Annotated in this window: 19 protein-coding genes; 18 read left to right on the top strand and 1 reads right to left on the bottom strand. The window is 36.1% G+C overall.

The features are described from left to right. Positions 1 to 150 precede the first annotated feature (150 nt). The 3 genes from SBH76_RS08015 to SBH76_RS08025 are packed head-to-tail and all read left to right on the top strand — an operon-like array spanning position 151 to position 3,911. Positions 151 to 1,215 (top strand): aldose epimerase family protein, encoded by a 1,065-nt coding sequence (locus SBH76_RS08015; RefSeq protein ID WP_317977426.1) that lies wholly within the window; start codon positions 151 to 153, stop codon positions 1,213 to 1,215. Further along, positions 1,215 to 3,209: a DNA topoisomerase gene (locus tag SBH76_RS08020; RefSeq protein WP_317977427.1), complete on the top strand. Its 1,995-nt coding sequence runs from the start codon at positions 1,215 to 1,217 to the stop codon at positions 3,207 to 3,209. Before SBH76_RS08015 ends, SBH76_RS08020 begins: the two co-directional genes overlap by 1 nt. Before the next feature lie 3 nt (positions 3,210 to 3,212). Further along, on the top strand, positions 3,213 to 3,911 hold the full coding sequence (locus tag SBH76_RS08025; protein ID WP_009662447.1) for an LbetaH domain-containing protein: 699 nt from the start codon (positions 3,213 to 3,215) through the stop codon (positions 3,909 to 3,911). 38 nt (positions 3,912 to 3,949) lie between these two features. Here SBH76_RS08025 and SBH76_RS08030 read toward each other — a convergent pair whose 3' ends face one another. Next, a complete protein-coding gene (locus SBH76_RS08030) occupies positions 3,950 to 4,828 on the bottom strand; it encodes a PHP domain-containing protein (RefSeq protein WP_317977428.1) in 879 nt (292 codons plus the stop codon). Positions 4,829 to 5,030: 202 nt separating this feature from the next. Here SBH76_RS08030 and SBH76_RS08035 point away from each other — a divergent pair, with 202 nt between their 5' ends. The 15 genes from SBH76_RS08035 (at position 5,031) to SBH76_RS08105 (ending at position 26,432) form a co-directional block, all read left to right on the top strand. Then, the gene (locus SBH76_RS08035; RefSeq protein ID WP_317977429.1) at positions 5,031 to 6,869 is read left to right on the top strand and encodes a VanW family protein; all 1,839 of its coding nucleotides are present in this window, start codon (positions 5,031 to 5,033) and stop codon (positions 6,867 to 6,869) included. Between the two features lie 20 nt (positions 6,870 to 6,889). Further along, a complete protein-coding gene (locus SBH76_RS08040; protein WP_317977430.1) occupies positions 6,890 to 8,767 on the top strand; it encodes a fructose-1,6-bisphosphatase in 1,878 nt (625 codons plus the stop codon). 27 nt (positions 8,768 to 8,794) lie between these two features. Then, on the top strand, positions 8,795 to 9,892 hold the full coding sequence (locus SBH76_RS08045; protein ID WP_317977431.1) for an acyltransferase family protein: 1,098 nt from the start codon (positions 8,795 to 8,797) through the stop codon (positions 9,890 to 9,892). A gap of 253 nt (positions 9,893 to 10,145) precedes the next feature. Next, entirely contained in the window at positions 10,146 to 11,180 is a 1,035-nt protein-coding gene (gene asrA, locus SBH76_RS08050; protein WP_317977432.1) for an anaerobic sulfite reductase subunit AsrA, read from the top strand. Then, positions 11,170 to 11,961: an anaerobic sulfite reductase subunit AsrB gene (gene asrB, locus SBH76_RS08055; RefSeq protein ID WP_317977433.1), complete on the top strand. Its 792-nt coding sequence runs from the start codon at positions 11,170 to 11,172 to the stop codon at positions 11,959 to 11,961. The genes asrA and asrB overlap by 11 nt, the downstream gene beginning before the upstream one ends. 10 nt (positions 11,962 to 11,971) lie before the next feature. Beyond that, a complete protein-coding gene (gene asrC, locus SBH76_RS08060; RefSeq protein WP_317977434.1) occupies positions 11,972 to 12,943 on the top strand; it encodes a sulfite reductase subunit C in 972 nt (323 codons plus the stop codon). A gap of 191 nt (positions 12,944 to 13,134) precedes the next feature. Further along, positions 13,135 to 16,662, top strand: a complete 3,528-nt coding sequence (nifJ, locus tag SBH76_RS08065; protein WP_317977435.1) for a pyruvate:ferredoxin (flavodoxin) oxidoreductase — start codon at positions 13,135 to 13,137, stop codon at positions 16,660 to 16,662. Positions 16,663 to 16,857: 195 nt separating this feature from the next. Beyond that, entirely contained in the window at positions 16,858 to 18,483 is a 1,626-nt protein-coding gene (locus SBH76_RS08070) for a helicase HerA-like domain-containing protein (protein WP_317977436.1), read from the top strand. Positions 18,484 to 18,485: 2 nt separating this feature from the next. Continuing rightward, positions 18,486 to 19,496, top strand: a complete 1,011-nt coding sequence (locus SBH76_RS08075) for a deoxyguanosinetriphosphate triphosphohydrolase (protein ID WP_007591692.1) — start codon at positions 18,486 to 18,488, stop codon at positions 19,494 to 19,496. 10 nt (positions 19,497 to 19,506) lie between these two features. Next, entirely contained in the window at positions 19,507 to 21,246 is a 1,740-nt protein-coding gene (gene dnaG, locus SBH76_RS08080) for a DNA primase (RefSeq protein WP_317977437.1), read from the top strand. Positions 21,247 to 21,256: 10 nt separating this feature from the next. Further along, complete coding sequence (gene rpoD, locus SBH76_RS08085; RefSeq protein WP_317977438.1) at positions 21,257 to 22,426, top strand: RNA polymerase sigma factor RpoD; 1,170 nt, start codon at positions 21,257 to 21,259, stop codon at positions 22,424 to 22,426. A 5-nt stretch (positions 22,427 to 22,431) separates the two neighbouring features. Next, positions 22,432 to 23,130: a tRNA (adenine(22)-N(1))-methyltransferase gene (locus SBH76_RS08090; RefSeq protein WP_317977439.1), complete on the top strand. Its 699-nt coding sequence runs from the start codon at positions 22,432 to 22,434 to the stop codon at positions 23,128 to 23,130. Then, positions 23,117 to 23,905 (top strand): Nif3-like dinuclear metal center hexameric protein, encoded by a 789-nt coding sequence (locus SBH76_RS08095; RefSeq protein WP_317977440.1) that lies wholly within the window; start codon positions 23,117 to 23,119, stop codon positions 23,903 to 23,905. Before SBH76_RS08090 ends, SBH76_RS08095 begins: the two co-directional genes overlap by 14 nt. A 3-nt stretch (positions 23,906 to 23,908) precedes the next feature. Further along, on the top strand, positions 23,909 to 25,003 hold the full coding sequence (locus SBH76_RS08100; RefSeq protein WP_317977441.1) for a response regulator transcription factor: 1,095 nt from the start codon (positions 23,909 to 23,911) through the stop codon (positions 25,001 to 25,003). After that, the gene (locus SBH76_RS08105; protein WP_290648444.1) at positions 24,993 to 26,432 is read left to right on the top strand and encodes a sensor histidine kinase; all 1,440 of its coding nucleotides are present in this window, start codon (positions 24,993 to 24,995) and stop codon (positions 26,430 to 26,432) included. Before SBH76_RS08100 ends, SBH76_RS08105 begins: the two co-directional genes overlap by 11 nt. The last annotated feature ends 21 nt before the right edge of the window (positions 26,433 to 26,453 follow it).

Consider the following 26,453-nt stretch of genomic DNA (forward strand, 5'->3'; position numbering starts at 1 on the left):
CCTTTTTAAATTTCATATATTGAAGCAATTATCATGCTATGGTAATATTTACACTAAGTCTTGCAAGGGAATGGAAAAATTTGTATAATATAGTATAATAGCTGTCACGTAGAGCTGTGATGGCTTTTTCTTTGTAAAGTGAGGAAAAACATGGGTATTAAGACAACTGAATTTGGGAAAACAAAAGACGGTAAGATTGTAAATCTATATACTCTGACAAATAAAAACGGAGTAAGCGCATCTTTTACCGATCTTGGAGGTACTTGGGTAAGTATGATGGTACCTGATAAAGACGGAAAGTTTGAAGATGTATGCCTTGGATATGATACTGTGGACGGATATGAGAATAATATTCCGCATTTCGGTTCTATTATAGGCAGATATGCGAATCGTATACCGGAAGGAAAGTTTACAATTGACGGCAAGGAATTTCAACTTGCTCTGAATAACGGAAACAATGCACTGCACTCGGGACCTGACTATTGGCATGACAGAATCTGGGAAGTGGGTACATTTGAAGACGAAGACAGAGATATGATAACATTTATGCTTATAAGTCCTGACGGCGATCAGGGTTTTGGCGGAGAAGCAAGGATAAATGTAAGTTATGTCTTGTCTGATGATAATGCACTTACAATAGGATACAGCTTTGTTTGTGATAAAAAAACGGCTGTAAATTTAACAAATCATGCATATTTTAATCTTGCCGGACAGGACAGTAAGAATATATATGATCAGGAGGTTATGATTTTAGCAGACAGCTTCCTGCCATGTGATGAAAACTCCGTACCTACAGGTGAGATAAGAAAAGTTGAAAATACAGCAATGGACTTTAGACAATACAAAAAGATCGGTAAGGAAATCGACTCCGATTATGAATCTGTAGTGCAGGGTAACGGATATGATCATAACTGGGTAATCAGAGATTATGACGGTAATCTCAGACTTGCCGCAAAGGCAAAAGATGAAAACAGTAAAAGAGTTATGGAAGTTTATACCGATTTACCGGGTGTACAGTTTTATACAGGTAATTATCTGACAGAAGAAATAGTCGGAAAAAGAGGTGTAACATATCCGAAGAGAAGCGGATATTGTTTTGAAACACAATTTTTCCCTAATGCGATAAATATGCCGGAGTTTATACAGCCGGTAGTATATGAACTTGAAGAGTTTATCAGTGAAACTGTATATAAGTTCAGTGTAGAAAGAGATTAATGAAGAAACTTTTTATAGCGGAAAAGCCAAGTGTAGCGACCGAGTTTGCAAAGGCTCTGAAAGTACCTACAGGAAGAAAAAACGGATATCTGGAAGGCGATGATATTATAGTTACTTGGTGTGTGGGACATCTTGTAACTATGAGCTACCCTGAAAAGTATGATGAGAGGCTGAAAAGATGGTCACTTGATACTTTGCCTTTTTTACCTAAAGAGTTTAAATATGAGATAATTGACGGTGTAAAAAATCAGTTTACCATAGTTTCGAATCTTTTAAACAGAGAAGATGTTGATACGATATATATTTGTACCGACTCGGGAAGAGAAGGAGAATATATATACAGACTTGTAGATATGATGGCGAATGTGCAGGGAAAGCAAAGAAAAAGGGTGTGGATAGATTCTCAAACCGAAGATGAGATACTAAGAGGTATAAGAGAAGCAAAAGATTGGTCTGAGTATGATAATCTTTCCGCAGCCGCCTTTCTTCGTGCAAAAGAAGATTATCTTATGGGAATCAACTTCTCCAGAATCCTAACCTTAAAATACAGCAGAAATGTTGCAAGTTTTTTAAAGCTTGACAGAGCGGTACTCAGTGTTGGAAGAGTAATGACCTGTGTTGTGGGAATGGTGGTAAACAGAGAAAGAGAAATAAGAAACTTTGTAAAGACTCCATTCTTTAAAGTTTTGGGTAAATTTGAAAATCAGGGAATGAGTATAGATGGAGAGTGGAAGGTAAATGAGAAGTCAAAATACTTTAATTCTCCTATGCTTTACAAGGATAACGGTTTCAGAGAAAAGATATATGCAGAAGAACTTATATCACATATAGAAAAAATTGCCGATGAAAACAATAGGGAAGCAGTTGTACTTTCAAATGAGAAAAAGAAAGAAACAAAAAATCCTCCTTTACTTTTCAATCTGGCAGAGATACAAAATGAATGTTCAAAGAGATTTAAAATAAGTCCTGATGAAACATTAAAAATAATTCAGGAATTGTATGAAAAAAAGCTTGTTACTTATCCTAGAACGGATGCGAGAGTGCTTTCCGGCGCCGTAGCAAAGGAAATAGACAAGAATATAAAGGGACTTTGTAAGTTTTCGGCACTTGCGGATTTTGCAAATAATATTCTTGAAAAGGGTACATATAAAAATATTTCAAAAACAAAGTATGTTAATGATAGTCAAATCACCGACCATTATGCTATAATACCTACCGGGTTTGGAAATATGAATTCACTGAGTAAATTGTCATTGTCTGTATATGAACTCATATGCAGAAGATTTCTTAGTATATTTTATCCTCCGGCAATATATCAAAAGTTTGCTATACGCTTCGGTATAGGAGATGAGATATTTGTTGCAAATACGAAAGTATGTGTTGAAAGAGGATTTTTAAATATATTAAGCCCTGTAAAAACAGAGGGTGAAGATGACGAAACCGGTGACGATCAAAATCCGGAGTATATAAAGATGATTTCATCACTTAGAAAGGGTTCAAAGCTTACACTTAACTCTTTGAGTATTAAAGAGGGTGAGACGGTACCTCCAAAGAGATATTCGTCAGGCTCTATTATACTTGCAATGGAGAATGCAGGACAGCTTATAGAGGATGAGGAACTTAGAAGTCAAATAAAGGGAAGCGGTATAGGTACTTCCGCTACAAGGGCTGATATTTTGAAAAAATTATTTTCGATAAAATATCTGGCTTTAAATAAAAAGACTCAAATAATTACCCCTACACTTTTTGGTGAAATTGTATATGAAGTAGTAAATTGTTCTATTTCACAACTTTTAAATCCGGAGCTGACTGCCAGCTGGGAAAAGGGACTTACGATGGTATCAAACGGTGATATTACATCTGAAGAATATATGACAAAACTTGAAAGATTTGTAGGTATTCGATGTCTTAATGTGAAGCAACTTAATAACCAATATAGTTTAAATGCCGTATTTGAAGAGGTTTCAAAAGAATATAAGGGCATGAAAGGATAGAAAATGAAAAAAATCGATGTAAAAACAAAAAAACTTTTTGATTTGGAAGAAACTATAGCAAAGTCTCTCTTCGAAAAATACACATATCCTTGGGAAGTATTTAAGGAACTTGGAAGTTTTATAGAAGAAATCGGTGCTACATTACCTGATACGGAGTATTTAAAAATCGGAAAGAATATCTGGGTTCATCGTTCGGTAAAGATAATGCCTACAATTGCGCTTGCAGGTCCGCTTATTATCGGAAAAGATGCAAGTATTCGTTCATGTGCATTCTTCAGAGGTAATGTAATTATAGGTGAAGGTGCAGTGGCAGGAAACTCTTGTGAGTTTAAGAATGCTATACTTTTTAACAAGGCACAGGTACCTCATTTCAGCTATGTTGGAGATTCTATCATCGGTTATAAGGCGCATCTCGGCGCTTCCGCAATTACATCAAATCTTAAGAGTGATAAGTCCGATGTTGTACTTCATTTGGAGGATGCGGAGCTTGAGACAGGACTCAGAAAGCTTGGAGCTATAGTAGGTGATGAAGCTGAAGTAGGTTGCGGATCGATTTTGAATCCCGGAACCGTTATAGGAAAGAACACTACAATATATCCGCTTTCAAGTGTAAGAGGTTGTATCGGCAAGTCATCTATTTATAAGAGTGCTGACGATATTGTAACAAAGGCAAAGAAAAAGCCGGCAGCTGCAAAATTATAAAATTTATGCGTATGGGTTTTCCCATACGCATTTTTTATCTAGTCGGATTTGGTTTTTAATATATTCTCTAAAAGTTCAAACGGAATCTTTAAATCACCGTATCCTTTACCTATTTCAAGTCCCGGCTTGTTTCCTCCGTGAAAATCGCTGCCTCCTGTAGGAAAAAGCTTGTATTTATCCGCCAATAAACGGAGGTTTTCAATATCTGAAGCCGAGTGAGTGGAATGATATACCTCTATACCGTTTAATCCGAGTTCAATCAAATGTGATATAAGAGCATTCAAGTCATCATCAGAAAATTTATATTGAAAAGGATGTGCAAGTGAAATAAAGAAATTATGTTTCTTTAAAAACTCCATGCATCTTATTGTTGTGATATTCTTAACCGGTATATATTTACCGCCATATTCAAGATACTTATCAAAAGCCTCAGCCTTATTTTTTACAAGACCAAGCTTTATAAGAGCATTTGCAAAATGTGCTCTTGTTATCTGGGCATTCGGATTTGAGTTGTTCAAATCATTTTCGGAAATTATTATTCCGTCATTTTTAAATCTCCTGATTATTTCAGCGTTTCTTTCAGCCCTTTCTTTTGCAAAAAAACTCAAATCCTCAAATATTTCTTTTGGAATATTCAGTTCTCTCTTAGAAATTGAAGAAGGCAGCAGATAACCCAGAATATGTATTTCTTTATCTTTATATACACAGCTCATTTCAACTCCGGCTATTACGGATAAATCAAGTTCCAATCCTTTTTTAAAACATTCTTCCACACCTGCCATAGTGTCATGGTCCGTAAGTGCAATAAGGCTAAGAGAAGCTTTCTTTGCCGATATGGCAACCTCTGCGGGAGAGCATGTACCGTCTGAAGCGGTAGAATGTGTATGAAGGTCTATATATTTAAAATTTTCTTTCATAAATCACCTTAAAAAAATACTTTTTACATATATTAAATATTTCCATTAATAAGTCTAGCACAATAAATTTTGTAAAGCAAATATTGATAAGTGATTTTAATTGTTTTAAAATCATATTATTGGTATAATTTAATCCCAAGGTATGTTTTTATCAAAAAATAGCATAAGGGCATTTTATTAATAGATCTTATAAGGAATTGAAATGTTAAATAGACAAAACAGCAGTAAAAAAACAGGCTCGGAGAGAGTAAGAGAAGCAAGAAAGAGATCGCAAAAAAGGGGCTTTACGGCAGATATAAATATGAGAGCTGTAGCTGTTCTTGTTGCGGCATTTATTATACTGGTATTGATTGCCATATCGGGATTACAAAAAGTCGGAAAGTTTTTGAAGTCATCAAAAGTTGACGGTACTGAGGTGACTACTGAAATTGCAGATGAAAAATTAAAAAAACAGATAACTATTGATGAGATAGATATTACCGGAATGAAAATGTCGGAGGCAAAAGCGGCAATAGACAAAGTATATCCGTGGAAATTAACTTTACATATCGGTGATGATTTAAGTGACAGTATGGTACTTGACAATGTTTTGGATACAAAGGTAACAAAACTTTTAAATGAGATATATACAGATGTTGACAATGCAGCATCACATTATGAGATAAACTTTGATGATGCCGACATAGATTCAATGGTGGAAAAAGCAAAGGAAAAATGGAATATAAACCCTGTAAACGGATCTATATCAGGATTTAACAAGGAAACAAAGAGTTTTACATATGCTGATGAAAGTGACGGGTATCTTATTGATGAAGGCAGACTTAAGTCGGATCTTAAGTCATATGTGAGTCGTAAGAATTTTGAGGCTGATATTTCCGTTGTAAGAAATGAAGTAAAAGCCGGTATTTCGGCTGCAAAAGCAAAAGAGATGTACAAGGTAATAGGTACATTTACTACAAAGACTACAGATAATAAGGACAGAAATACAAATATTTCACTTGCATCCGAAGCGCTTGACGGACTTATAATAAAGCCGGGAGAGGAATTTTCTTTCAACAACACTACAGGTAACAGGACGCTTGAGAGAGGATATAAGCCTGCAGGAGCCTATGTAAACGGTGTTTTATCTGAAGAGCCGGGTGGCGGTGTATGTCAGGTTTCATCAACTCTTTACAATGCGGTTATTTTCTCAGGCTTAAAGACAACCGAGAGGCATGCACATTCATTTGAGCCAAGTTATGTAACTCCAGGTGAAGATGCTATGGTAAGCTATGACGGATATGCAGGTCCGGATATGAAATTTATAAATACATCCGACACCGCTATTGCGATTCGAGCGGTGCTTACCGGACAGACACTTACATGTTCAATTATAGGAATTCCTATTTTGGAAGAAGGTGTTACCGTTGAAATGTCGTCAAAGAAGATATCGGATTTAAATCCTCCGGTTCCTGAGTATATTGAAGATAAGAGTTTGAAAAAGGGAAAGCAGGTAGTTGTAACCGAGGCTAAAAAGGGCTCAAGATGGGCAACTACATATATTGTAAAAAAAGACGGTGTGTTGGTAAAGGAAGAGCCTTTCCACAATTCAACATATAAGGGAAAACCTGCCAAAATAAAGGTGAACTCCGAGAGTGAGGAAACCACCGCTTCAAAGAGTAATGAAAGCAGCGTATCAAGTACTGAAAGTACGTCAAGTGCTCATGTAAGTCAAAGTGCAAGCGCAGCTACAACTCAGGCTGAAAGCACCGGGGAAAAGACTGCAGAGAGTACAACAAAGAAAAAAGATTCAGGAAGTAGTGAAAGCACCGTAGAAAAGTTAAGTACCGAAGAAAAGGCTACTAAGGCAAAGGAAACCAAGGAGAGTGCTAAGCCTGCGGAGACTTCGGCTAAGCCTAAAGAAAGCACCAAAGCGAAGGAAAGTACCAAAGCAAAAGAAAGTACAAAGGCGAAGGAAACCACGGCTGAACCTACTGTTGAGAAGCTGACCACAACTGAGGCTGCAAAAACTGAAGAGACTGTGGAGAAACTGGAGAATTAATATAATACGGGGGATAATTTATGAATAGGGACAAGGAAAATGTAAAGTATTTAAAACTTCTGAAACAAAATTATTCGTCAAGTCAGGCAGTAATAAGAGAGATTATAAATCTGTCTGCAATAACAAATCTGCCTAAGGGTACAGAGTTCTTTTTAAGTGATATACATGGCGAATATGAAGCTTTTTTACATATAATGAACAATTGCTCCGGAGTAATAAAAGAAAAAGTCGATATTATATTCGGAGAAACATTGTCCGAGTTTGACAGGCAGGAGCTGTGTACTCTCATATATTATCCAAGAGAGAAAATGACTATGCTTGCAGAAATTGACAGGATAGATAATGACTGGTATTCGATGACACTGAATTATCTTATAATGCTTGCAAAGTTATTATCATCCAAATATACAAGATCAAAAGTCAGAAAGGCTTTGCCTGAAGATTATGCATATATCATTGATGAGCTTTTACATGCACAAAAGAATGAAGACACAAATAAAGTAAGCTATCACAGACATATATTACAGACCATTATAGATCTTGATGATGCCGATGAATTTATAATTGCACTTTCTGCACTTATAAAAAGGCTTGCGGTCGATCATCTTCATATAGTAGGTGATATTTTTGACAGAGGCGGCAATGCGGACAAAATAATAGACTTACTTATGAATTATCATTCTCTTGATATTGAGTGGGGAAATCATGATATTCTTTGGATGGGAGCCGCATGTGGAAATGATGCATGTATTTGTAATGTTATCAGAAACAACTTAAAGTATGGAAATGTAGAAATTCTTGAGAACGCTTACGGTATCAGCTTAAGACAACTTATGCTTTTCGGAATGTCAAAGTACGGTATTGACGACGGAATACAGGCTGCGCTTGCCGCAATAAAAGTGATACTCTTTAAGTTGGAAGGTCAGCTTATAAAAAGGCATCCTGAATACGGTATGGATGACAGACTGCTTTTAGAGCATATAGATCTTGATGAAGGATATGTGACTGTTGACGGAGTGAAGACAAAACTGAAAACGAATATATTCCCGACATTAAATAGGGAAAATCCTTATGAACTTACTGCCGAGGAAAATGAAATCATGCTGAAGCTGCATAGAAGTTTTGTATCAGGTCAGAGATTAAATAAACATATAAAGTTTTTATATGATAAAGGCGGTATGTACAATGTTTACAACAGGAATCTTATATACCACGGTTGTGTTCCTGTGGATGAAAACGGAATATTCGATATGCTTTGTATAAACGGAAAATGCTATCATGGAAAAGCCTTGTTTGATATATGTGATGAAAAAGCCAGGGCGGCCTATACAGATAATCCGAGTCAGGATGACATTGATTTTATGTGGTTTTTATGGGGTGGTGAAAAGTCGCCATTATGCGGTAGAAAAATAAAGACTTTTGAGCGTGATTATATTGAAGATAAGAGCTTTTGGAAGGAAAAATCAAATCCATATTACAGCAAGTACTATGATGAAAGCTTTTGTATTCAGATTTTACACGAGTTCGGTCTTTATGATACGCACTCACATATTATAAACGGACATACACCGGTTCATGCGATTGACGGTGAACATCCTGTACGTGCAAATGAAAGACTGTTTGTAATAGACGGCGGATTTTGCCGCTCTATGAATAAGACTACAGGAATTGCGGGTTACACTTTGATATTTAACTCACATGGTCTGAGACTGAAAGCACATACACCTTTTACATCGGTGGAAGATGTCCTGATAAATAACACCGACATTAAATCGGAATCTGAGATAGTTGAAAAGGACGTATATCGAATGTTTGTAAAGGATACGGATATAGGCAAAAAGTTGCTTGAAGATATTGCGGATTTGAAAATGCTGTTGGATAATTACAGAAAATTTTAAATAAATTTAACGGAAAGATGGTGAGATATGAGCAGTCATGGCAAAAGAAATTACAGCCTTGATATATTTAAAGGTGTGTTGATTTTTCTTGTGGTATTCGGACATTTTCTTTTGCCTGTAAAGGAAAGAGAATATACGCTTTTTAATAAACTTTTTTTCTTTATTTACAGTTTTCATATGCCTGCATTTATATTTTTATCCGGATATTTTTATTATGATTCATGGAAAAAGAAGGGAACTAAATTAAAATCTGTTATTTCTCTTATAATGCTGTTTTTTATGATGAAGATATTATTGCATATAAGTGATATGTTATTCTATGGAGACAGGAATATAATTCCCGATTTTTTACATGAATCATCTACACCTTGGTATATATCTGCGCTTGTTTTTTTCAGATTGTCACTATATCCTTTGGAGTTGTTTTTGAAGCTGAATAAGAAAAAAACAAGTCGAGTTAAAAGAGAACAATTTACTTCTGATGCTGTTACAATGTATGTAACGGTATTGATAATATTTTTTATATTTTTTTCAATGCTTAATATGAATTGGCAGGTGAAAATAGATGTTTTTTTATCTTTAGACAGGGTAGTATCTTTTGCTCCGTATTTCTATATCGGTGTATTGTATAAAAAATACTCATCTTTAAGTAAGACTTCAATTTTTGAAGAAACAAATATGCGCCTCTTTTCAATGGGAGCTTTTTGTGTATTAGGATTTTTTGTTTTCTTTAAATATGTCAGATTTTATACTTTGATTTTCTATGGACCTTGGGGATATCGCATAGCTGAAGGAAATATATTGCCTATATTTAAAGGTGTATTAAATCCGCTTAGAATTATATATATGCCGTATGCCTTGAGTACTTCATATTTCATATTTGCAGTAACATCATTAAAGAAGAATTTCTTGACAAATATATTCAAAAGATTCGGTGTATACAGTTTGCCTATATTTGCATTTCACAGAATTATAAGAGATGCCTTTTCACATTTGTTACTCGATAATTTTATATGGCCTGTATTTGGTAAAATAAGTATATTGATTATACTTTTGACAATCTCTTTTTTGACATGTAAGATATTAGGTAATGATAAGGCAAACAGATTTTGCAGATTTAAATAATATAAGGCTCATACTTATTGAAAATCATTTTCAGAGTATGAGTCTTTTTGTATGTAAAAATATGCAATAATTCATGCAAATCACTGTAGAATAGGAATTGATATTTTCAAAGTTCGTGTTATAATTTCTTGTATACAGTGATAAAGTTTTATCAATATGTATTGAAGTTTAGCTATGTATCGGTATTTAAAGTTTTAATATAATTAAGCTTTACTATATCGATGAAGATAGTGTAGTAAATAAAGGAGAAAGTATGGGGAAAAGGGGTTATATATTTTTACCCGGTGGATTCAATAAAGTAATTGAGGAATTATCAAAAAGCTACCGTATTTATGCACCTGTGCTCAAGGTGGGAGAAGGAAGATTTACAGATACCGACGTAGTAAGATATGATTTTGTAAAAGAGGCTTCAGAAATCGAGCTTGATAAAAAATCCGATTATTCATTTAAGGAGATTTTGACACCTCTGTCACAGACATTGTTTTTCTTTACGGAAAATGATGTAAAGGAGTCTGATATAGATGATAGAGAAGTTTTGGTGTTTTTAAGAAGTTGTGACCTCAACGCATTAAAAAGACTTGATCAGATATATCTTCACAACGGAAGAGAAGAAGATTATTTTTACGCCCGAATCAGAGACAAAGTGAAATTTGTTCTTATAGGTTGTGCTCATTCATATGAGGACTGCTTCTGTGTGGATATGGGTACAAACCGTGCAGATGATTTGGATTACAGTTTTTCAGTGGATTATATAGACAATCAGTTTCATTGTCAGTTAAAAGATAGTGTTCTTGAAGAGATATTTACAAATAACGCCTTAAAAGAGCAGGATATTACTCCAAGATTTGTAACTGAAAATGAAACAAGAGTAAAGTTGCCGGACAGCGTACCTCTTTCAATATTTACATCCGATATGTGGGAGGAATATAACACAAGATGTATAGGATGCGGAAGATGTAACTATGTGTGTCCTACATGTACCTGTTACACAATGCAGGATGTTTATTATACAGATAACGGTAAAGTCGGAGAAAGAAGAAGAGTCAATGCTTCATGTATGGTAGACGGATATACAAATGTTGCAGGCGGTGGAGAATACAGGAAAAAGCATGGTGAGCGTATGAGATTTAAAACCATGCATAAGATATATGATTTTAAAAAGAGATTCGGCTACAATATGTGTGTGGGATGCGGAAGATGTGATACCGTATGCCCTGAGTATATTTCATTCTCAAATATTATTAACAAAGTAACAGCTAAAGTAGAGGAGGTGCAGAATGAGAAATAATCCTTATATTCCTTTTCCGTCAAAGATTTTAGATGTTATTAAACATACAGAGAAAGAATACACATTCATACTTGAGTTTAAAGGTGATGTAAAGCCGGGACAGTTCTTTGAAGTTTCAATTCCAAAATTCGGTGAGGCACCGATTTCAGTAAGCGGAATAACGGAGAACAGTATCGATTTGACTATCCGTAAGGTGGGAAGAGTTACTGATGAGGTGTTTGAAAATTACATAGGTGATACTTTGCTTCTCAGAGGGCCGTACGGTAACGGTTTTGATGTTGATAAATATATTAACGGAGAATGTGTGGTTGTAGCCGGAGGTACCGGAGTTTCTCCTGTACGCGGAGTGATCAATGCACTTGGTGAAAGTAAAGATTCAAAGGATAAACATGTGATACTCGGATTCAGAAGTCCTGATGATATGTTGTTCAGAGATGATATTATCAGATGGGAATCTCAAATGGATCTTATTTTAACAATGGATAAGGAAGCACAAGGCTATACCGGAAATGTAGGTCTTGTAACAAAGTTTATTCCTGAGCTTAAGCTTAAGGATATTGAAACCGCACAGGCTGTGGTAGTCGGACCTCCTGCGATGATGAAGTTTTCCGTAATAGAACTTTTAAAGCTTGGCTTTAAGGAGGAGAACATCTGGGTTTCATATGAGAGAAAGATGTGCTGCGGTATCGGTAAATGCGGACATTGTAAGGTTAATGATACTTATATTTGTCTTGACGGACCGGTATTTAACTATGTTGACAGTAAGGCTTTGATTGATTAGTGAGGTAAAGATGGATATTAATGTAAAAAAGCTTAAAAAAAATGCCTTTCGTGTTTCTAAAGTGCGTGGTGAGACAGCTTCCAGAATAAGAATGCCGGGCGGATATATCGATGCGGAGAGTTTAAAGAGAATTGCAGAAGTTGCGGATAAGTACGGAAACGGAAGCATTTTTCTTACGAATCGACAGGGTGTTGAGATTCCGGGTATCAAAATATCGGATATGGATGCCGTAAATAAAGAAATACAGCTTATTATCGATAATGAAGGTACGAATCAGGAAAAGAGAGATACGGGATATGCCGCTTCGGGAACAAGAAATGTAGTTGCATGTCCGGGTAAAAGACTTTGTCCTTATGGAAATTATGACACTACAGAGTTTGCAAGAAAAATGGAAAAGCAGATTTTTCCGAATAATCTGCATTTCAAGGTGGCGTTTACAGGTTGCTCAAATGACTGCGCCAAGGTTCGTATGAATGATTTCGGAATTATGGGTATGACGGAGCCGCAGTATAACCCGGATCGCTGTGTTACCTGTGAGGCGTGTGTAAAGGGATGTAAGTCTAAAAGTGTGGATGCCCTTAAGGTTGTTAACGGTAAGATAGTAAGAAATACGGAAAAATGTATCGGATGCGGTGTATGTATTACAGTCTGCCCGACAAGAGCATGGACAAGAAGTAAGGAGAAGTACTACAGACTGGTTTTACTTGGCAGGACCGGAAAGAAGAATCCGAGAATGGCTGAGGACTTTATCAAATGGGTGGATGAAGACAGTATTCTTAAAATTGTGAAAAATGCATATTCATATGTTGAAAGATATATTGACCCGAATGCACCTGACGGTAAAGAGCATGTAGGATATATAGTAGACAGAACAGGCTTTGAAGAGTTCTATAAATGGATTATGGAAGGTGTTACTCTAGGACCGAAGGCTGAGGTTGCAAAGACGATGTATTGGGGCGGTAAGCACTACGACCATGAATAATCGGTCTGAAAATAAGATATTGAATGTTTTATTGTTTTAAAACGGAAACAAAAGTTATTGTACTAAGAATAGTACACAAAATACATACATAATTATTTGCAAATATTTTTAAAATTGGTATAATGAGATACGAAAAACTAATATTTTATTATTATAAATATTATAAAGAATTACTTAGTAGGAGGAATTAAATGGCTAAGAGACAAATGAAGACCATGGATGGTAATCAGGCAGCTGCTCATGCATCATATGCGTATACTGATGTTGCTGCAATTTATCCGATAACACCATCATCTGTCATGGCAGAGCACACCGATGAGTGGGCAACAGAGGGTAGAAAGAATATTTTCGGCCAGACTGTACAAGTTACAGAAATGCAATCAGAGGCAGGTGCTGCAGGTGCAGTTCATGGTTCTCTTTCAGCTGGAGCTTTAACTACAACATATACAGCTTCACAGGGCCTTCTTCTTATGATCCCAAACATCTATAAGATAGCAGGTGAGCAGCTTCCGGCAGTTATTAACGTTTCTGCACGTGCTATTGCAACACATGCACTTAGTATTTTCGGTGATCATTCAGATGTTTACGCTTGTCGTCAGACAGGTGCTGCAATGCTCTGTTCATCATCAGTTCAGGAGGTTATGGACTTAACACCTGTTGCACATTTATCAGCGCTTAAGGGTAAAGTTCCTTTCATCAACTTCTTTGACGGATTCAGAACATCACATGAGATTCAGAAGATTGAAACTTGGGATTATGAAGATCTTAAGGATATGGCAGATATGGATGCTATAGCCGCTTTCAGAAAGAATGCACTTAATCCTAATCGTCCTGTAGAGAGAGGTTCAGCACAGAACCCTGATATCTTCTTCCAGGCAAGAGAAGCAAGCAATCCTTATTACGATGCATTACCTGCAATCGTTCAGGAGTACATGAATAAGGTTAATGCTAAGATCGGTACAGATTATAAATTATTTAACTACTATGGTGCTGCTGATGCCGAGACAATCATCATCGCTATGGGTTCAGTTAACGATACAATAGAAGAGACAATTGATTATCTTTTAAAGCAGGGTGAGAAAGTCGGTGTTGTTAAGGTAAGACTTTACAGACCTTTCAGTGCACAGGCACTTGTAGATGCTATCCCTGACAGCGTTAAGAGAATCGAAGTTCTTGACAGAACAAAAGAGCCGGGATCACTTGGTGAGCCACTTTGGCTTGATGTTGTTGCAGCACTTAAGGGAACAAAGTTTGATGCTGTTCCTGTCTTCAGCGGTCGTTACGGTCTCGGTTCAAAGGATACAACACCTGCTCAGATAGTTGCAACATTCCACAACACAGAGAAGAAGAGATTTACTATCGGTATCAATGATGATGTTACACATCTTTCACTTGATCCGGGTCCTGCTCTTATTACAACACCTGAGGGAACTACAAACTGTAAGTTCTGGGGTCTTGGTGCAGACGGTACTGTAGGTGCTAACAAGAACTCTATCAAGATTATCGGTGATAACACAGATTTATATGCTCAGGCATATTTTGACTATGACTCAAAGAAGTCAGGTGGTGTTACAATGAGCCACTTGCGTTTCGGTAAGAAGCCTATTAAGTCAACATACCTTATTCGTAAGGCAAACTTTGTAGCATGTCACAATCCTGCATATATGAGAAAGTACAACATGGTACAGGAACTTGTTGACGGAGGTACATTCCTTCTTAACTGTACATGGTCAGATGCGGAGCTTGAGGAGCATATCCCGGGACAGGTTAAGAAGTATATCCATGATCACAAGATCAACTTCTACACAATCGACGGTGTAAAGATCGGTATTGCTACAGGTATGGGACCTACAAGAATTAACACAATTCTTCAGTCAGCATTCTTTAAGCTTTCAGCAATTATTCCTGAGGAGCAGGCTATTGACCTCATGAAGAAGGCTGCTGAGAAGACTTACGGAAGAAAAGGTGAGGATGTAGTTAAGAAGAACTGGGCGGCTATTGAAGAAGGTGCTAAGAATGTTCATAAGGTAGAGGTTCCTGCAAGCTGGGCAAATGCTGAGGATGAGGGACTTGACTATGCAGTACATACAGAGGGTAGAGAGGATGCAATTAAGTTTGCCAACACTATTCAGACAGCTGTAAGTGCACAAGAGGGTAACAATCTTCCTGTATCTGCATTCGCTGACTATGTTGACGGTACAACACCTGCTGGTACATCAGCATACGAGAAGCGTGGTGTTGCTGTAAATATGCCTATCTGGAACAGTGATAACTGTATTCAGTGTGGATTCTGTTCATATGTATGTCCTCATGCAGTTATCAGAACAGTTGCTCTTACAGAGGATGAGGCAAATAACGCTCCTGAGGGAATGAGCGTACTTCCGATGACAGGTATGCCGAACTACAAGTTTACAGTAGCCGTATCAGCTCTTGACTGTACAGGTTGCGGTTCTTGTGCTAACGTATGTCCTGGAAAGAAGGGCGAGAAGGCTCTTGTAATGGAGAGTATGCCGGAGAATGTACATAGACAGGCTTGGTTCGACTACGCGGCAGCTACACCTGAGAAGGCTGAAGTTATAGCTAAGTTCAAGGAGACAACAGTTAAGGGATCACAGTACAAGAAGCCGTTACTTGAGTTCTCAGGCGCTTGTGCAGGTTGTGGTGAGACACCTTATGCAAGACTTATTACACAGCTCTTCGGTGACAGAATGTACATTTCAAATGCTACAGGATGTTCATCAATCTGGGGTAACTCTTCACCTTCAACACCTTATACAGTAAATGATAAGGGACATGGTCCTGCTTGGTCAAACTCATTGTTCGAGGATAATGCGGAGTTCGGTTACGGTATGTTCCTTGCAAATGAGGCTATCAGAAAGGGTCTTAAGTCAAAGGTAGAGGCTATTGCTGAGAACGGTTCAGAAGAACTTAAGGCAGCAGCTAAAGAATACCTTGATACATTCACTGTAGGTGCATTAAACGGTACAGCAACAGATAATCTTGTAGCTGAACTTGAGAAGTTAAATACAGCTGAAGCTAAGGAAATCTTAGATAACAAGGAATTCTTATCAAAGAAGAGTCAGTGGATCTTCGGTGGTGACGGTTGGGCTTACGATATCGGTTTCGGCGGTCTTGACCATGTAATCGCAAGCGGTAAGGATGTAAACATCATGGTATTTGATACAGAGGTTTACTCAAATACAGGTGGACAGAGCTCAAAGTCAACAAAGACAGGTGCTGTAGCACAGTTCGCTGCCGGCGGTAAGGATGTTAAGAAGAAGGATCTTGCAAGTATTGCAATGAGCTACGGTTATGTATATGTAGCACAGATCGCTATGGGTGCAGATTACAACCAGACTGTTAAGGCATTGGCTGAGGCAGAGGCTTATCCGGGTCCATCACTTGTTATTGCATATGCTCCATGTATCGCTCACGGTATCAAGAAGGGTATGAGCAAGGCTATGACAGAGGAGAAGCTTGCTGTTGAGGCAGGTTACTGGAATAACTTCAGATTCAATCCTGATGCTGAGAACAAGTTCACTCTTGATTCAAAGACACCTACAGGAGATTACCAAGAGTTCCTTAAGGGTGAGGTTCGTTACTCATCTCTTGCACTCAAGGATCCTGAGAGAGCAGCTAAACTCTTCGAGAAGAATGAGGAAGATGCTAAGGAAAGATTCTCATATCTTGAGAAGCTTGTAACATTATATTCAAAATAATATAATCTTAGATTTAATATAAATAGAATTAATGGACGAAAGTTTATTTAGTGTACAGACGGAAGCCGCTTTTGCGGTCAAAGAGAGTCGATACTTTAAGTATCGGCTCTTTTTGTATTAAAATATTATATTCACTTGTTATAATATGAAAGTTGGGATAGAATAGAAGTATAAAGTGAAATTTTAGGAGATACTATGTATAAAGAGAATGAAATATGGGTGGCAAGCGACGGTGATGCCAAATTATGTATAAAATCAAAATATGCAAACAGACACGGACTGATTGCGGGAGCTACAGGAACGGGTAAAACAGTTACTTTAAAGGTAATGGCGGAATCATTTTCAGACGCCGGAGTTCCGGTATTTTTATCTGATATAAAGGGTGATTTATCAGGTATGTGTAAGCCGGGTGAAGAAAAAGAAAGTATAACTAAAAGAGTTGCAGAGCTTGGTATGGGAGAAGATTTTTCTTTTAAAGCATATCCTACAGTTTTCTGGGATATATTCGGGAAGAAGGGATTACCTCTCAGAACCACAATTTCGGAGTTCGGACCTATGCTTTTGGCAAAGCTTCTTGACCTTAATCAGATTCAGACAGACATACTGAATATTATATTCAAGATAGCTGATGATGAGGGATTACTTCTTATTGATTTAAAAGATTTAAAGAGTATGCTCAACTATGTCAGTGAAAATGCCACAGACTATAAGGCGGAGTATGGAAATATAGCACCTCAAAGTGTCAATGCCATAATGAGAGGTCTTGTAGCTCTTGGAGATAAGGGCGGAGATGTATTTTTCGGTGAGCCGGCACTTGATATAAATGATTGGTTTGTTACCAAGGACGGCAAAGGTATGATAAATGTTCTTGATGCAACAACTATCATAAACGATCCGGGAATATATGCAACTTTTATGCTTTGGATGTTGGCTGAACTCTTTGAGATAATGCCTGAGGTCGGAGATCTTGACAAGCCTAAGATGGTATTTTTCTTTGATGAAGCACATCTTTTATTTAAAGATACTCCAAAAGCTTTGCTTCAAAAGATAGAGCAGGTAGTAAAACTTATACGATCAAAGGGTATCGGTGTATACTTTATAACACAAAACCCAAGTGATATACCGGATGAGGTACTTGCGCAGCTCGGTAACAAGGTTCAACATGCACTCAGAGCTTATACACCTGCAGAGCAAAAAGGTATAAAGGCCGCAGCACAGAGTTACAGAGCAAATCCTGATTTTGATACGGCTGAAATTATAACAAATTTGGGTATAGGTGAAGCAGTTGTATCATTTATAGAGGATGACGGTGCACCTGCTATGGTAAGAAAGGCTAAAGTACTTCCGCCACAGTCATATCTCGGAGCAATTGATGATATGATGAGAGCCGCAGTTATTTCAATGTCGGATTTGGCAGAGAAATATAAAGACATGGTGGATAGAGACTCGGCATATGAATTCTTACAGAGATTGCAAGTGGAAATTTCACAAAAGCAGGAAGAGGAAAAACAGGCTGAGACAGCAAGAAAAGAAGCTGAAAAACAGGCTGAAATAGAAAGAAAAGAGGCCGAAAAGCAGGAAAAGGCGGCACAAAAGGAAGCTGAGAGGCAGGCTAAAGAAGCCGAAAAGGAAGAAAAAAAGAAAAAGGATGCCATAAAGAAGGGGGTAGCTGCTGTGGCAGGTACGGCTGCAGGAACTATCGGAAGGCAGATTGGTAAGACTTTAGGAAAATCAGGCGGAAAATTCGGTTCAAGCCTGGGAGGAAATCTGGGAGCAAGCCTTGGAAGAGGAGTACTCTCAACATTATTTAAACTGAAATAATTATGAATATAAGAGAAGATATAGAACTTAGAGAGGAATTGACTCTAAGTAAATACGCCGCTTTAAGTAAAAATTCTTTAGGAAGAGACAGGTATGAAGAGGCCTGTGATATAAGGACTGTATATCAAAGAGACAGAGACAGAATACTTCACTCAAAGGCGTTTAGAAGACTGAAACATAAGACTCAAGTTTTCCTGGCGCCTGAAGGAGATCATTACAGAACAAGACTTACTCATACACTTGAGGTGGCGCAGATTGCAAGAACTATAGCCAAGTCTCTAAGATTAAATGAAGATTTGACGGAAGCGATAGCTTTGGGGCATGACCTTGGACATACGCCTTTCGGACATTCGGGGGAGGATGTTTTAAATGATGTATGTTCATTCGGTTTTGCACATTATGAGCAGAGTGTTAGAATTGTTGAGTTCATAGAAAAATCCGGACGTGGACTTAATCTTACAAAAGAAGTCAGAGACGGTATATTAAATCATCGTACATCAGGTAATCCTTCCACCTTGGAGGGTCATGTTGTAAGACTTTCAGATAAGATTGCCTATATAAATCATGATATAGACGATTCTATAAGAGCACGTATTATGGAAGAAGATGATATTCCGAAAGAATACAGCGATATACTCGGCCATTCGGTGAGAGAAAGACTTAACAATCTGGTACATGGTGTGATAGAAGGAAGTATTGATAAGCCTGAAATTTCCATGAACAGAGAGATATATAAGGCAATGATGGGACTTAGAACATGGATGTTTAAAAAGGTATATTACAATGAAGTCCCAAAATCTCAGGAGGGAAAGGCCAAGACTATGATAAAGTCATTATTTGACTATTATATGTGCCATACCGATAAGCTTCCGGATGAATATATATATTTTATAAAAGAGTTGAATCAGGACAGAGAACTGGTAGTTTGTGATTATATTGCAGGAATGACTGATTTATATGCAATAGAAAAATTCAAAGACATATTTGTTCCAAAGTCCTGGGATGTATATTAAGGAGAAATAATTGTATTATTCAAATGAAATAATAGATGAGGTAAGATCTGCAAATGATATAGTGGATGTTGTTTCAAGCTATGTGAAAATACAAAAAAAGGGTGCCAACTATATGGGACTCTGTCCCTTTCATGCAGAAAAATCTCCTTCATTTTCAGTATCACCAAGCAAGCAGCTTTTCCATTGCTTCGGCTGTGGTGTCGGGGGAGATGTAATAGCTTTTATAAGGCAGTATGAAAATTATTCTTTTACAGAAGCGTTAACACTGCTGGCTAAAAGAGCCAATATAGAATTGCCACAGGTAAGTGACAATGACAGAGCAAAAAATGATGAAAAAAACATTATTCTTGAAATAAATAAGACTGCCGCAAAGTATTTCTATGAAAACTTGCTTTCAAAAGACGGTGAGATCGGATTGAAATACTTCAAAGACAGAGGGCTTGAGAGCAGACATATTACTCATTTCGGACTTGGATTTGCAAAAAAAACATCAAATGATCTGTATCAATATCTTAAAGGTATGGGATACAGTGATGATATATTGAAAAAAAGCGGTCTTATAAATATTGATGAAAAGGGTGCAAGAGACAGATTCTGGAACAGAGTTATGTTTCCGATAATAGACGTCAATTCCAGAGTTATAGGGTTTGGTGGAAGAGTCTTGGGCGACGGACTTCCAAAATATGTAAATTCACCTGAGACCCTTGCTTTTGATAAGAGTAGGAATCTTTACGGATTGAATTTTGCAAAGAGAACAAGAAGAGACTTTTTTTTGGTGTGTGAAGGATATATGGATGTCATAGCTTTACACAATGCAGGATTTGAGAACTCTGTGGCAAGTCTTGGAACCGCACTCACACCTCTGCATGTAAAACTTATAAGTAGATATACAAAAAAGGTTATACTTACATATGATTCTGACGGTGCAGGTATAAATGCGGCAAAGAGAGCTATTCCTCTTTTAAAAGAAGAAAACTTAAATGTAAAAGTATTATCTATGGCTCCGTACAAAGATCCGGATGAATTTATAAAAAATCTCGGAAGTGAGGAATTTCAAAAGAGGATAGATTCTGCAGATAATGCCTTTCTTTGGGAAGTTGAAATACTGAAGAAAGATTATAATTTAAACGAGCCTGATGAAAGGACAAACTTTTACAGGGAAGTTGCAAGAATGCTAAGCGGCTTTGGAGAAAAGCTTGAAAGAGAAAATTACACTCATGCTGTAGCAAAGAGATTGATGATTGAATATAATGCACTCTTTGATATGGTTAATTCCTTCGGAAATACTACAGTTTCCGAAAATAAAAATTCGAGTAAAGAAAATAAAAAAATTGATGACGGATATACAAAAGCACAGGGACTTTTGCTTACATGGATGGTTGAGGAAGTGTCACTTTTTGATAAGATAAGTGAGTATATTTCTCCGGAAAATTTCAGCGAAGGTTTCTATAGGGATGTAGCTGTAAAGATATTTGAAAAACTTAGAACCGGAGATTTGAGATTTTCAAATATATGTGATGACTATGCGGATGACATGGAAAAACAGAGACTGCTTTCCAAAATACTTAATACAACTTTGGGGACTAACCTCAGTGACGACGAAAAGAAAAAAGCTGTCACTGAAAGTATACTTAAAATCAGACAGGCGAGTTTAGACGAGAAAAGTAAAAATGCAAAAGGTATAGAAGAGTTTCAAAAAATTATCGAGGAACAGGCGATATTGCGAAAACTTCATGTTGATTTAGGTTAGTGGAGGAAGTATGAGGGGGAAGAATTTAAATAATGAGTTTGAAAAGATATTAAAGAAAGATTTTAACGGAAAAATCAATGCTTCAAATATCCAAAAGATTTTCTCTGATAATGATATACCGAAGGAATATCTTCCTGATTTTATTGAATTTCTTGAAAAGAGAGATATTTTTATTGATGAGGATTATGAGAAAGAGCCTACTGAATTTGACAGCGATGCAGATCCGGAAGAATTCATTATTCTAAAAGAAAATGACTTTGAAGATGAGTTCAATGAAGAGGATATAAAGGATCTTGAAAATATAAATTTAAATATACTTGATGATTTGGACGATTACATTTCCGTAGAAGATCCTATAAAGATGTATCTGAAGGAAATAGGCAAAATTCCTCTACTTAGTGTGGAAGAAGAGATGGTACTTGCTCAGAAAATTTCCGACCATGACGCAAATATAAGAAAGGAAGCTGCAAAAAAAATGGCGGAATCCAATCTAAGGCTTGTTGTAAGTATTGCCAAAAGATATATGGGCAGAGGAATGCAACTTTTGGATCTTATACAGGAAGGAAATCTTGGACTTTTGCGTGCTGTTGAAAAATTTGATTATCAAAAGGGATTTAAATTTTCAACTTATGCAACATGGTGGATAAGACAGGCTATAACCAGATCTATTGCAGACCAGGCCAGAACCATAAGGATTCCGGTGCATATGGTTGAGACAATAAACAGGCTTATCAAGACACAGAGAAAACTTGTTCAGGAGCTTGGAAGAGAGCCGAAACCTGAAGAAGTTGCAAAGATAATGAGTCTGCCTGTATCAAAAGTGAGGGAGATAATGAACTTTGCATTGGAACCTGTATCTATGGAAACACCTATAGGTGATGAAGACGATTCACATCTTGGAGATTTTTTACAGGATTTTAATGCTAAAGTTCCTGTCAACTTCGCAATGGATGTGCTCTTACATGACCAATTGATTGAAGTAATAAAATCACTTACCGAAAGAGAACAAAAGGTAATCCTCCTTAGATTCGGACTTGAGGACGGAAAACCCAGAACACTTGAAGAGGTAGGAAAGGTCTTTGGAATCACAAGAGAGAGAATAAGGCAAATTGAAGCAAAAGCTCTAAGAAAGCTTAGAAATCCGTCAAAAACAAAAAGATTAAAAGATTTTTTGGAATAGAAAAAATGAAATTGTCAAAAAGATTGCAAACTATTGCTGATTTTGTGAAGAAAAATTCAGTGGTAGCGGATATAGGAACGGATCACGCACATATACCTATCTATCTTATAGAAAATAATATAATAGATAAGGCTTATGCCTGTGATATAAATAAAGGACCATTGGAAAAAGCAAAAGAAAACATAGAAAACTTCGGTGTAAGTGAAAATATTGTTCTGAGACTTTCCAACGGTCTTGATAAAATGTCAAGTAAAGAGGTGGATACAATAATAATAGCCGGAATGGGTGGAGAACTCATTATAGATATTTTAAATAGAGGAAAAGCATTTTTTGATAAGAAAAATACCTTTATATTGTCGCCTCATACAAAAACAGATGAAGTGAGAGATTATCTGATAAGAAAAGGATTTAAAATATTAAAAGAAGATATGTGTATAGATGAGGGCAAGTTTTATACAGTAATGGAAGTAAGGTATACAGAAAATACAGAAAATACAGAAAATACAGTGATGTATTCGGAGGCTGAGCTCTTATACGGTAAATATCTTATAGAAAATAAACATCCGGTATTACTTAGATTTCTAAAAAAAGAAGAAGAAAAGTACCTAAGTATTCTATCAAATACCGGATTAAATGAGGACAGAAAAAAAGAACTTAGACATAGACTTGATATAATTAAGGAGACAATGAATGAAATGCAGTGAGATTTTTGAATACTTAAAAAGATTATATCCGCTTGAGCTTGCTATGGACTGGGACAATTCAGGTTTTTTACTGGGAAGAAGTGATAAAGAGGTAAGAAATGTCTTGGTAGTACTTGATATTACAAATGAAGTACTTGACTACGCCGGCGCAAAGAGTATTGATTTGATTGTGTCACATCACCCTATTATTTTTTCAGATATAAAGAGAGTTACAGATGACACACTCCTTGGAAACTATATTTTAAGGATACTTAAAAATGATATTTCCGTGATTGCAATGCATACAAATTTTGATATTGCAATAGGCGGTATGGCAGATATTGCAGAGGAAAAACTTTCACTTTCAAATACAAAACCGCTTGAAGTTACGGCAAATGCGGACGGTAAAGAGCTTGGAGTCGGAAAGATAGGAGATTTAAAAAAAGCGCTTTCATTTGATGAATTGCTTACTTTAATAAAGGAGACATTCGATTTAAAAAAATTAACTGTATTTGGAAGAGAGAATATAAAGGGGAATATTAAAAGAATTGCTATAAGCCCGGGCTCAGGAAGAGGAATGTATAAGTATGCTCTAGGTGAGGCGGATGTACTGATAACAGGTGATATTACACATCATGAAGGACTTGATGCTATTAATGAAGGCATTTGTATCATAGATGCTACACATTATGGCTTAGAGCATGTATTTACAGAAAAAATTGTAAATGATTTAAAAAAATATAGTGAATTGAATGTTTTTGAATTCAAAAATACAAATCCGGTGGAGATAATGTAGGGGATGGTAAAAGTCTTTTTAGTTGAGGATGAAAAGTTTGTAAGAGAAGGTATAAAAAAAGAAATAGATTGGAATTCATATGGATTTGATTTTGTAGGGGAAGCTGCCGACGGTGAATTGGCACTTCCCCTAATTGAGATTTCAAAACCGGATATATTGATAACAGATATAAAGATGCCTTTTATGGACGGATTGGAACTTGGAAGAATAGTAAAGGAAAGGTTTCCGGAGACCGTTATTATATTTTTAAGCGGTTATGATGATTTTGACTATGCCCAGAAAGCTATACATATAGGTGCATCCGAATATCTTTTAAAGCCGGTTTCAAAAGAAAAGCTCATATCGGTTTTAAAGAAAATAAAGCCGATTGTAGATGCAAAACGACACAGTATCTTGCGAAATATAAAGGCAGACAATATCGAGTTTAATATAAAGAAATTCGATACATCAGGATTTAATAAAGGAAGCTTCAAGGAATTTATTATAAATGGAAAGAGTCAGGATATTAAAAGTTATGTTGAAGAATATACTGACAATATGGACGGACAGTTAAAATCTTTAATATTCAGACAGTATGTAATAATGGATGCTTTTATAGAATCTGAAAAATTCCTCAGTAATGTTGATGATAAGGAGGAGCTTGGAAATAAATTCGGAAGTATGGAAGTATTTGATGAAGCTGTTACAGATATTTATACTATGAAGCAATATTTTTTAAAGTTACTGGAATATATGATCGATAAAAGAGATCAGATTACAGGAAGGCAGTACAGCTTTTTGCTTAATAAGGCAAAAGACTTTGTGGAGAAAAAATATATGGAACCTGAGATTTCTTTAAACAGTGTTGCGGAATATATCGGGCTGAGTCCAACATATTTCAGTACTGTTTTTAAGCAGGAAGCGGGGATGAACTTTATAGACTATCTGACAAAAACCAGAATTGATGAAGCTAAAAGACTTCTTAGAAGCACGGATAAAAGGATATCTGATATAGCAATGGAAGTCGGATATCGTGATCAACATTATTTCAGTTCGGCTTTTAAAAAATATCAAGGAGACACACCTAAGTCGTACAGAGAAAATAAAAATGAAGAATAGTATACAAAATTATATTATGAAAAGGTTGTTTGTAACCTTTATACCCATTGCATTTATTATTATTTACCTGTTATTCGTGATGAAATGGCAGAATGATAAGTATGGGAGTATAGTAAAAAATATAAGTATTGCAACAGAATTTAATTTTAAATTTAAAGAGAATGTAGACCATAAGATGTACAGGGTGGTAATAGGTGCGGATACTATAGAAAATCAAAATCCGTATGAAGACCTTGAATATGCAAATAAAATATTTGAAAAGTTGCTTGAAACGAACAATAAAGATGAAGGAATAAACAGACCGAAAGGCCTTATAATACTTTTAAATTTGCTCAAGAAACAAATAGATAATATCGGTAAAAGTGATATATATAAAGACTATAATAAAAATATAGACAGTTTGGAATATGATATCAGGGTTACAACCGAGCTGATAGAAGATACTGTAAATGACTATATATATGAGGAGACCAAAGAGCTTAACATAGTAAGTATAAAGATAAGAAATCAGATGGCTGTTATATTTATGCTTAGTATTATCAGCGTATTTCTTATTTTGTACTTTACTTTATATATGTATAAAAAGGTATCAAGACATATTGCTGCTCCTATTATAAATCTTTGTAATTATACAAAAAGAAGTGAAAATGATTTATTGGAGAATAATCCGGAGAGCAGTATTTTAGAAATCGATGAACTGTCGGAAAATTTTAATGATAAAATAATCAGAATAAAAGAGCTTATCGAGAATATAAAGACAGAGCAAAAGAATAAGAAAAACACGGAACTTTGGCTTTTACAATCTCAGATAAATCCACATTTTTTATATAACACACTTGATACTGTTGTATGGATGGCTGAAGCAGGTGATTCAAAAAAAGTGGTTGATATGATAACCGCATTGTCGGGATTTTTAAGGATAGGATTAAATAACGGAAAAAGATTTATACAGATAAGAGAAGAAATAAGGCATATAGAAAATTATTTAAAGATACAAAAATTCAGGTATGAGGATATTTTGGAATACAGTATTGATATAGAAGATAATCTGTTTGATATAAGAATTTTGAAACTTTTATTACAACCGATTGTAGAAAATGCACTTTACCATGGTATAAAGTATAAAAGAAGCGGCGGTAAGATTTCGGTAAAAGGCTATAGAAAAGATGAGTATATAATTTTACAGGTAACAGATAACGGGATCGGAATGGAGACTAAAAAGCTTGAAAGCTTGAAAAATATTATAAAAAATGAATATATAGATGAAATTGATATGGTAAAGTCATCAAAAGAGAGCTTCGGACTTTATAATGTGGCGGAAAGGATAAGGCTTTATTATGGTAATGAATATGGACTTAATATAGACAGTACCGAGAATATAGGTACGACTGTAAGTATAATACTGCCTGTAGAAAGTGATTTAATCTAATCTGAATATATTAAACAAATA

The sequence above is a fragment of the Lachnoanaerobaculum sanguinis genome (assembly GCF_033242365.1).
Classification (GTDB): domain Bacteria; phylum Bacillota; class Clostridia; order Lachnospirales; family Lachnospiraceae; genus Lachnoanaerobaculum; species Lachnoanaerobaculum sanguinis.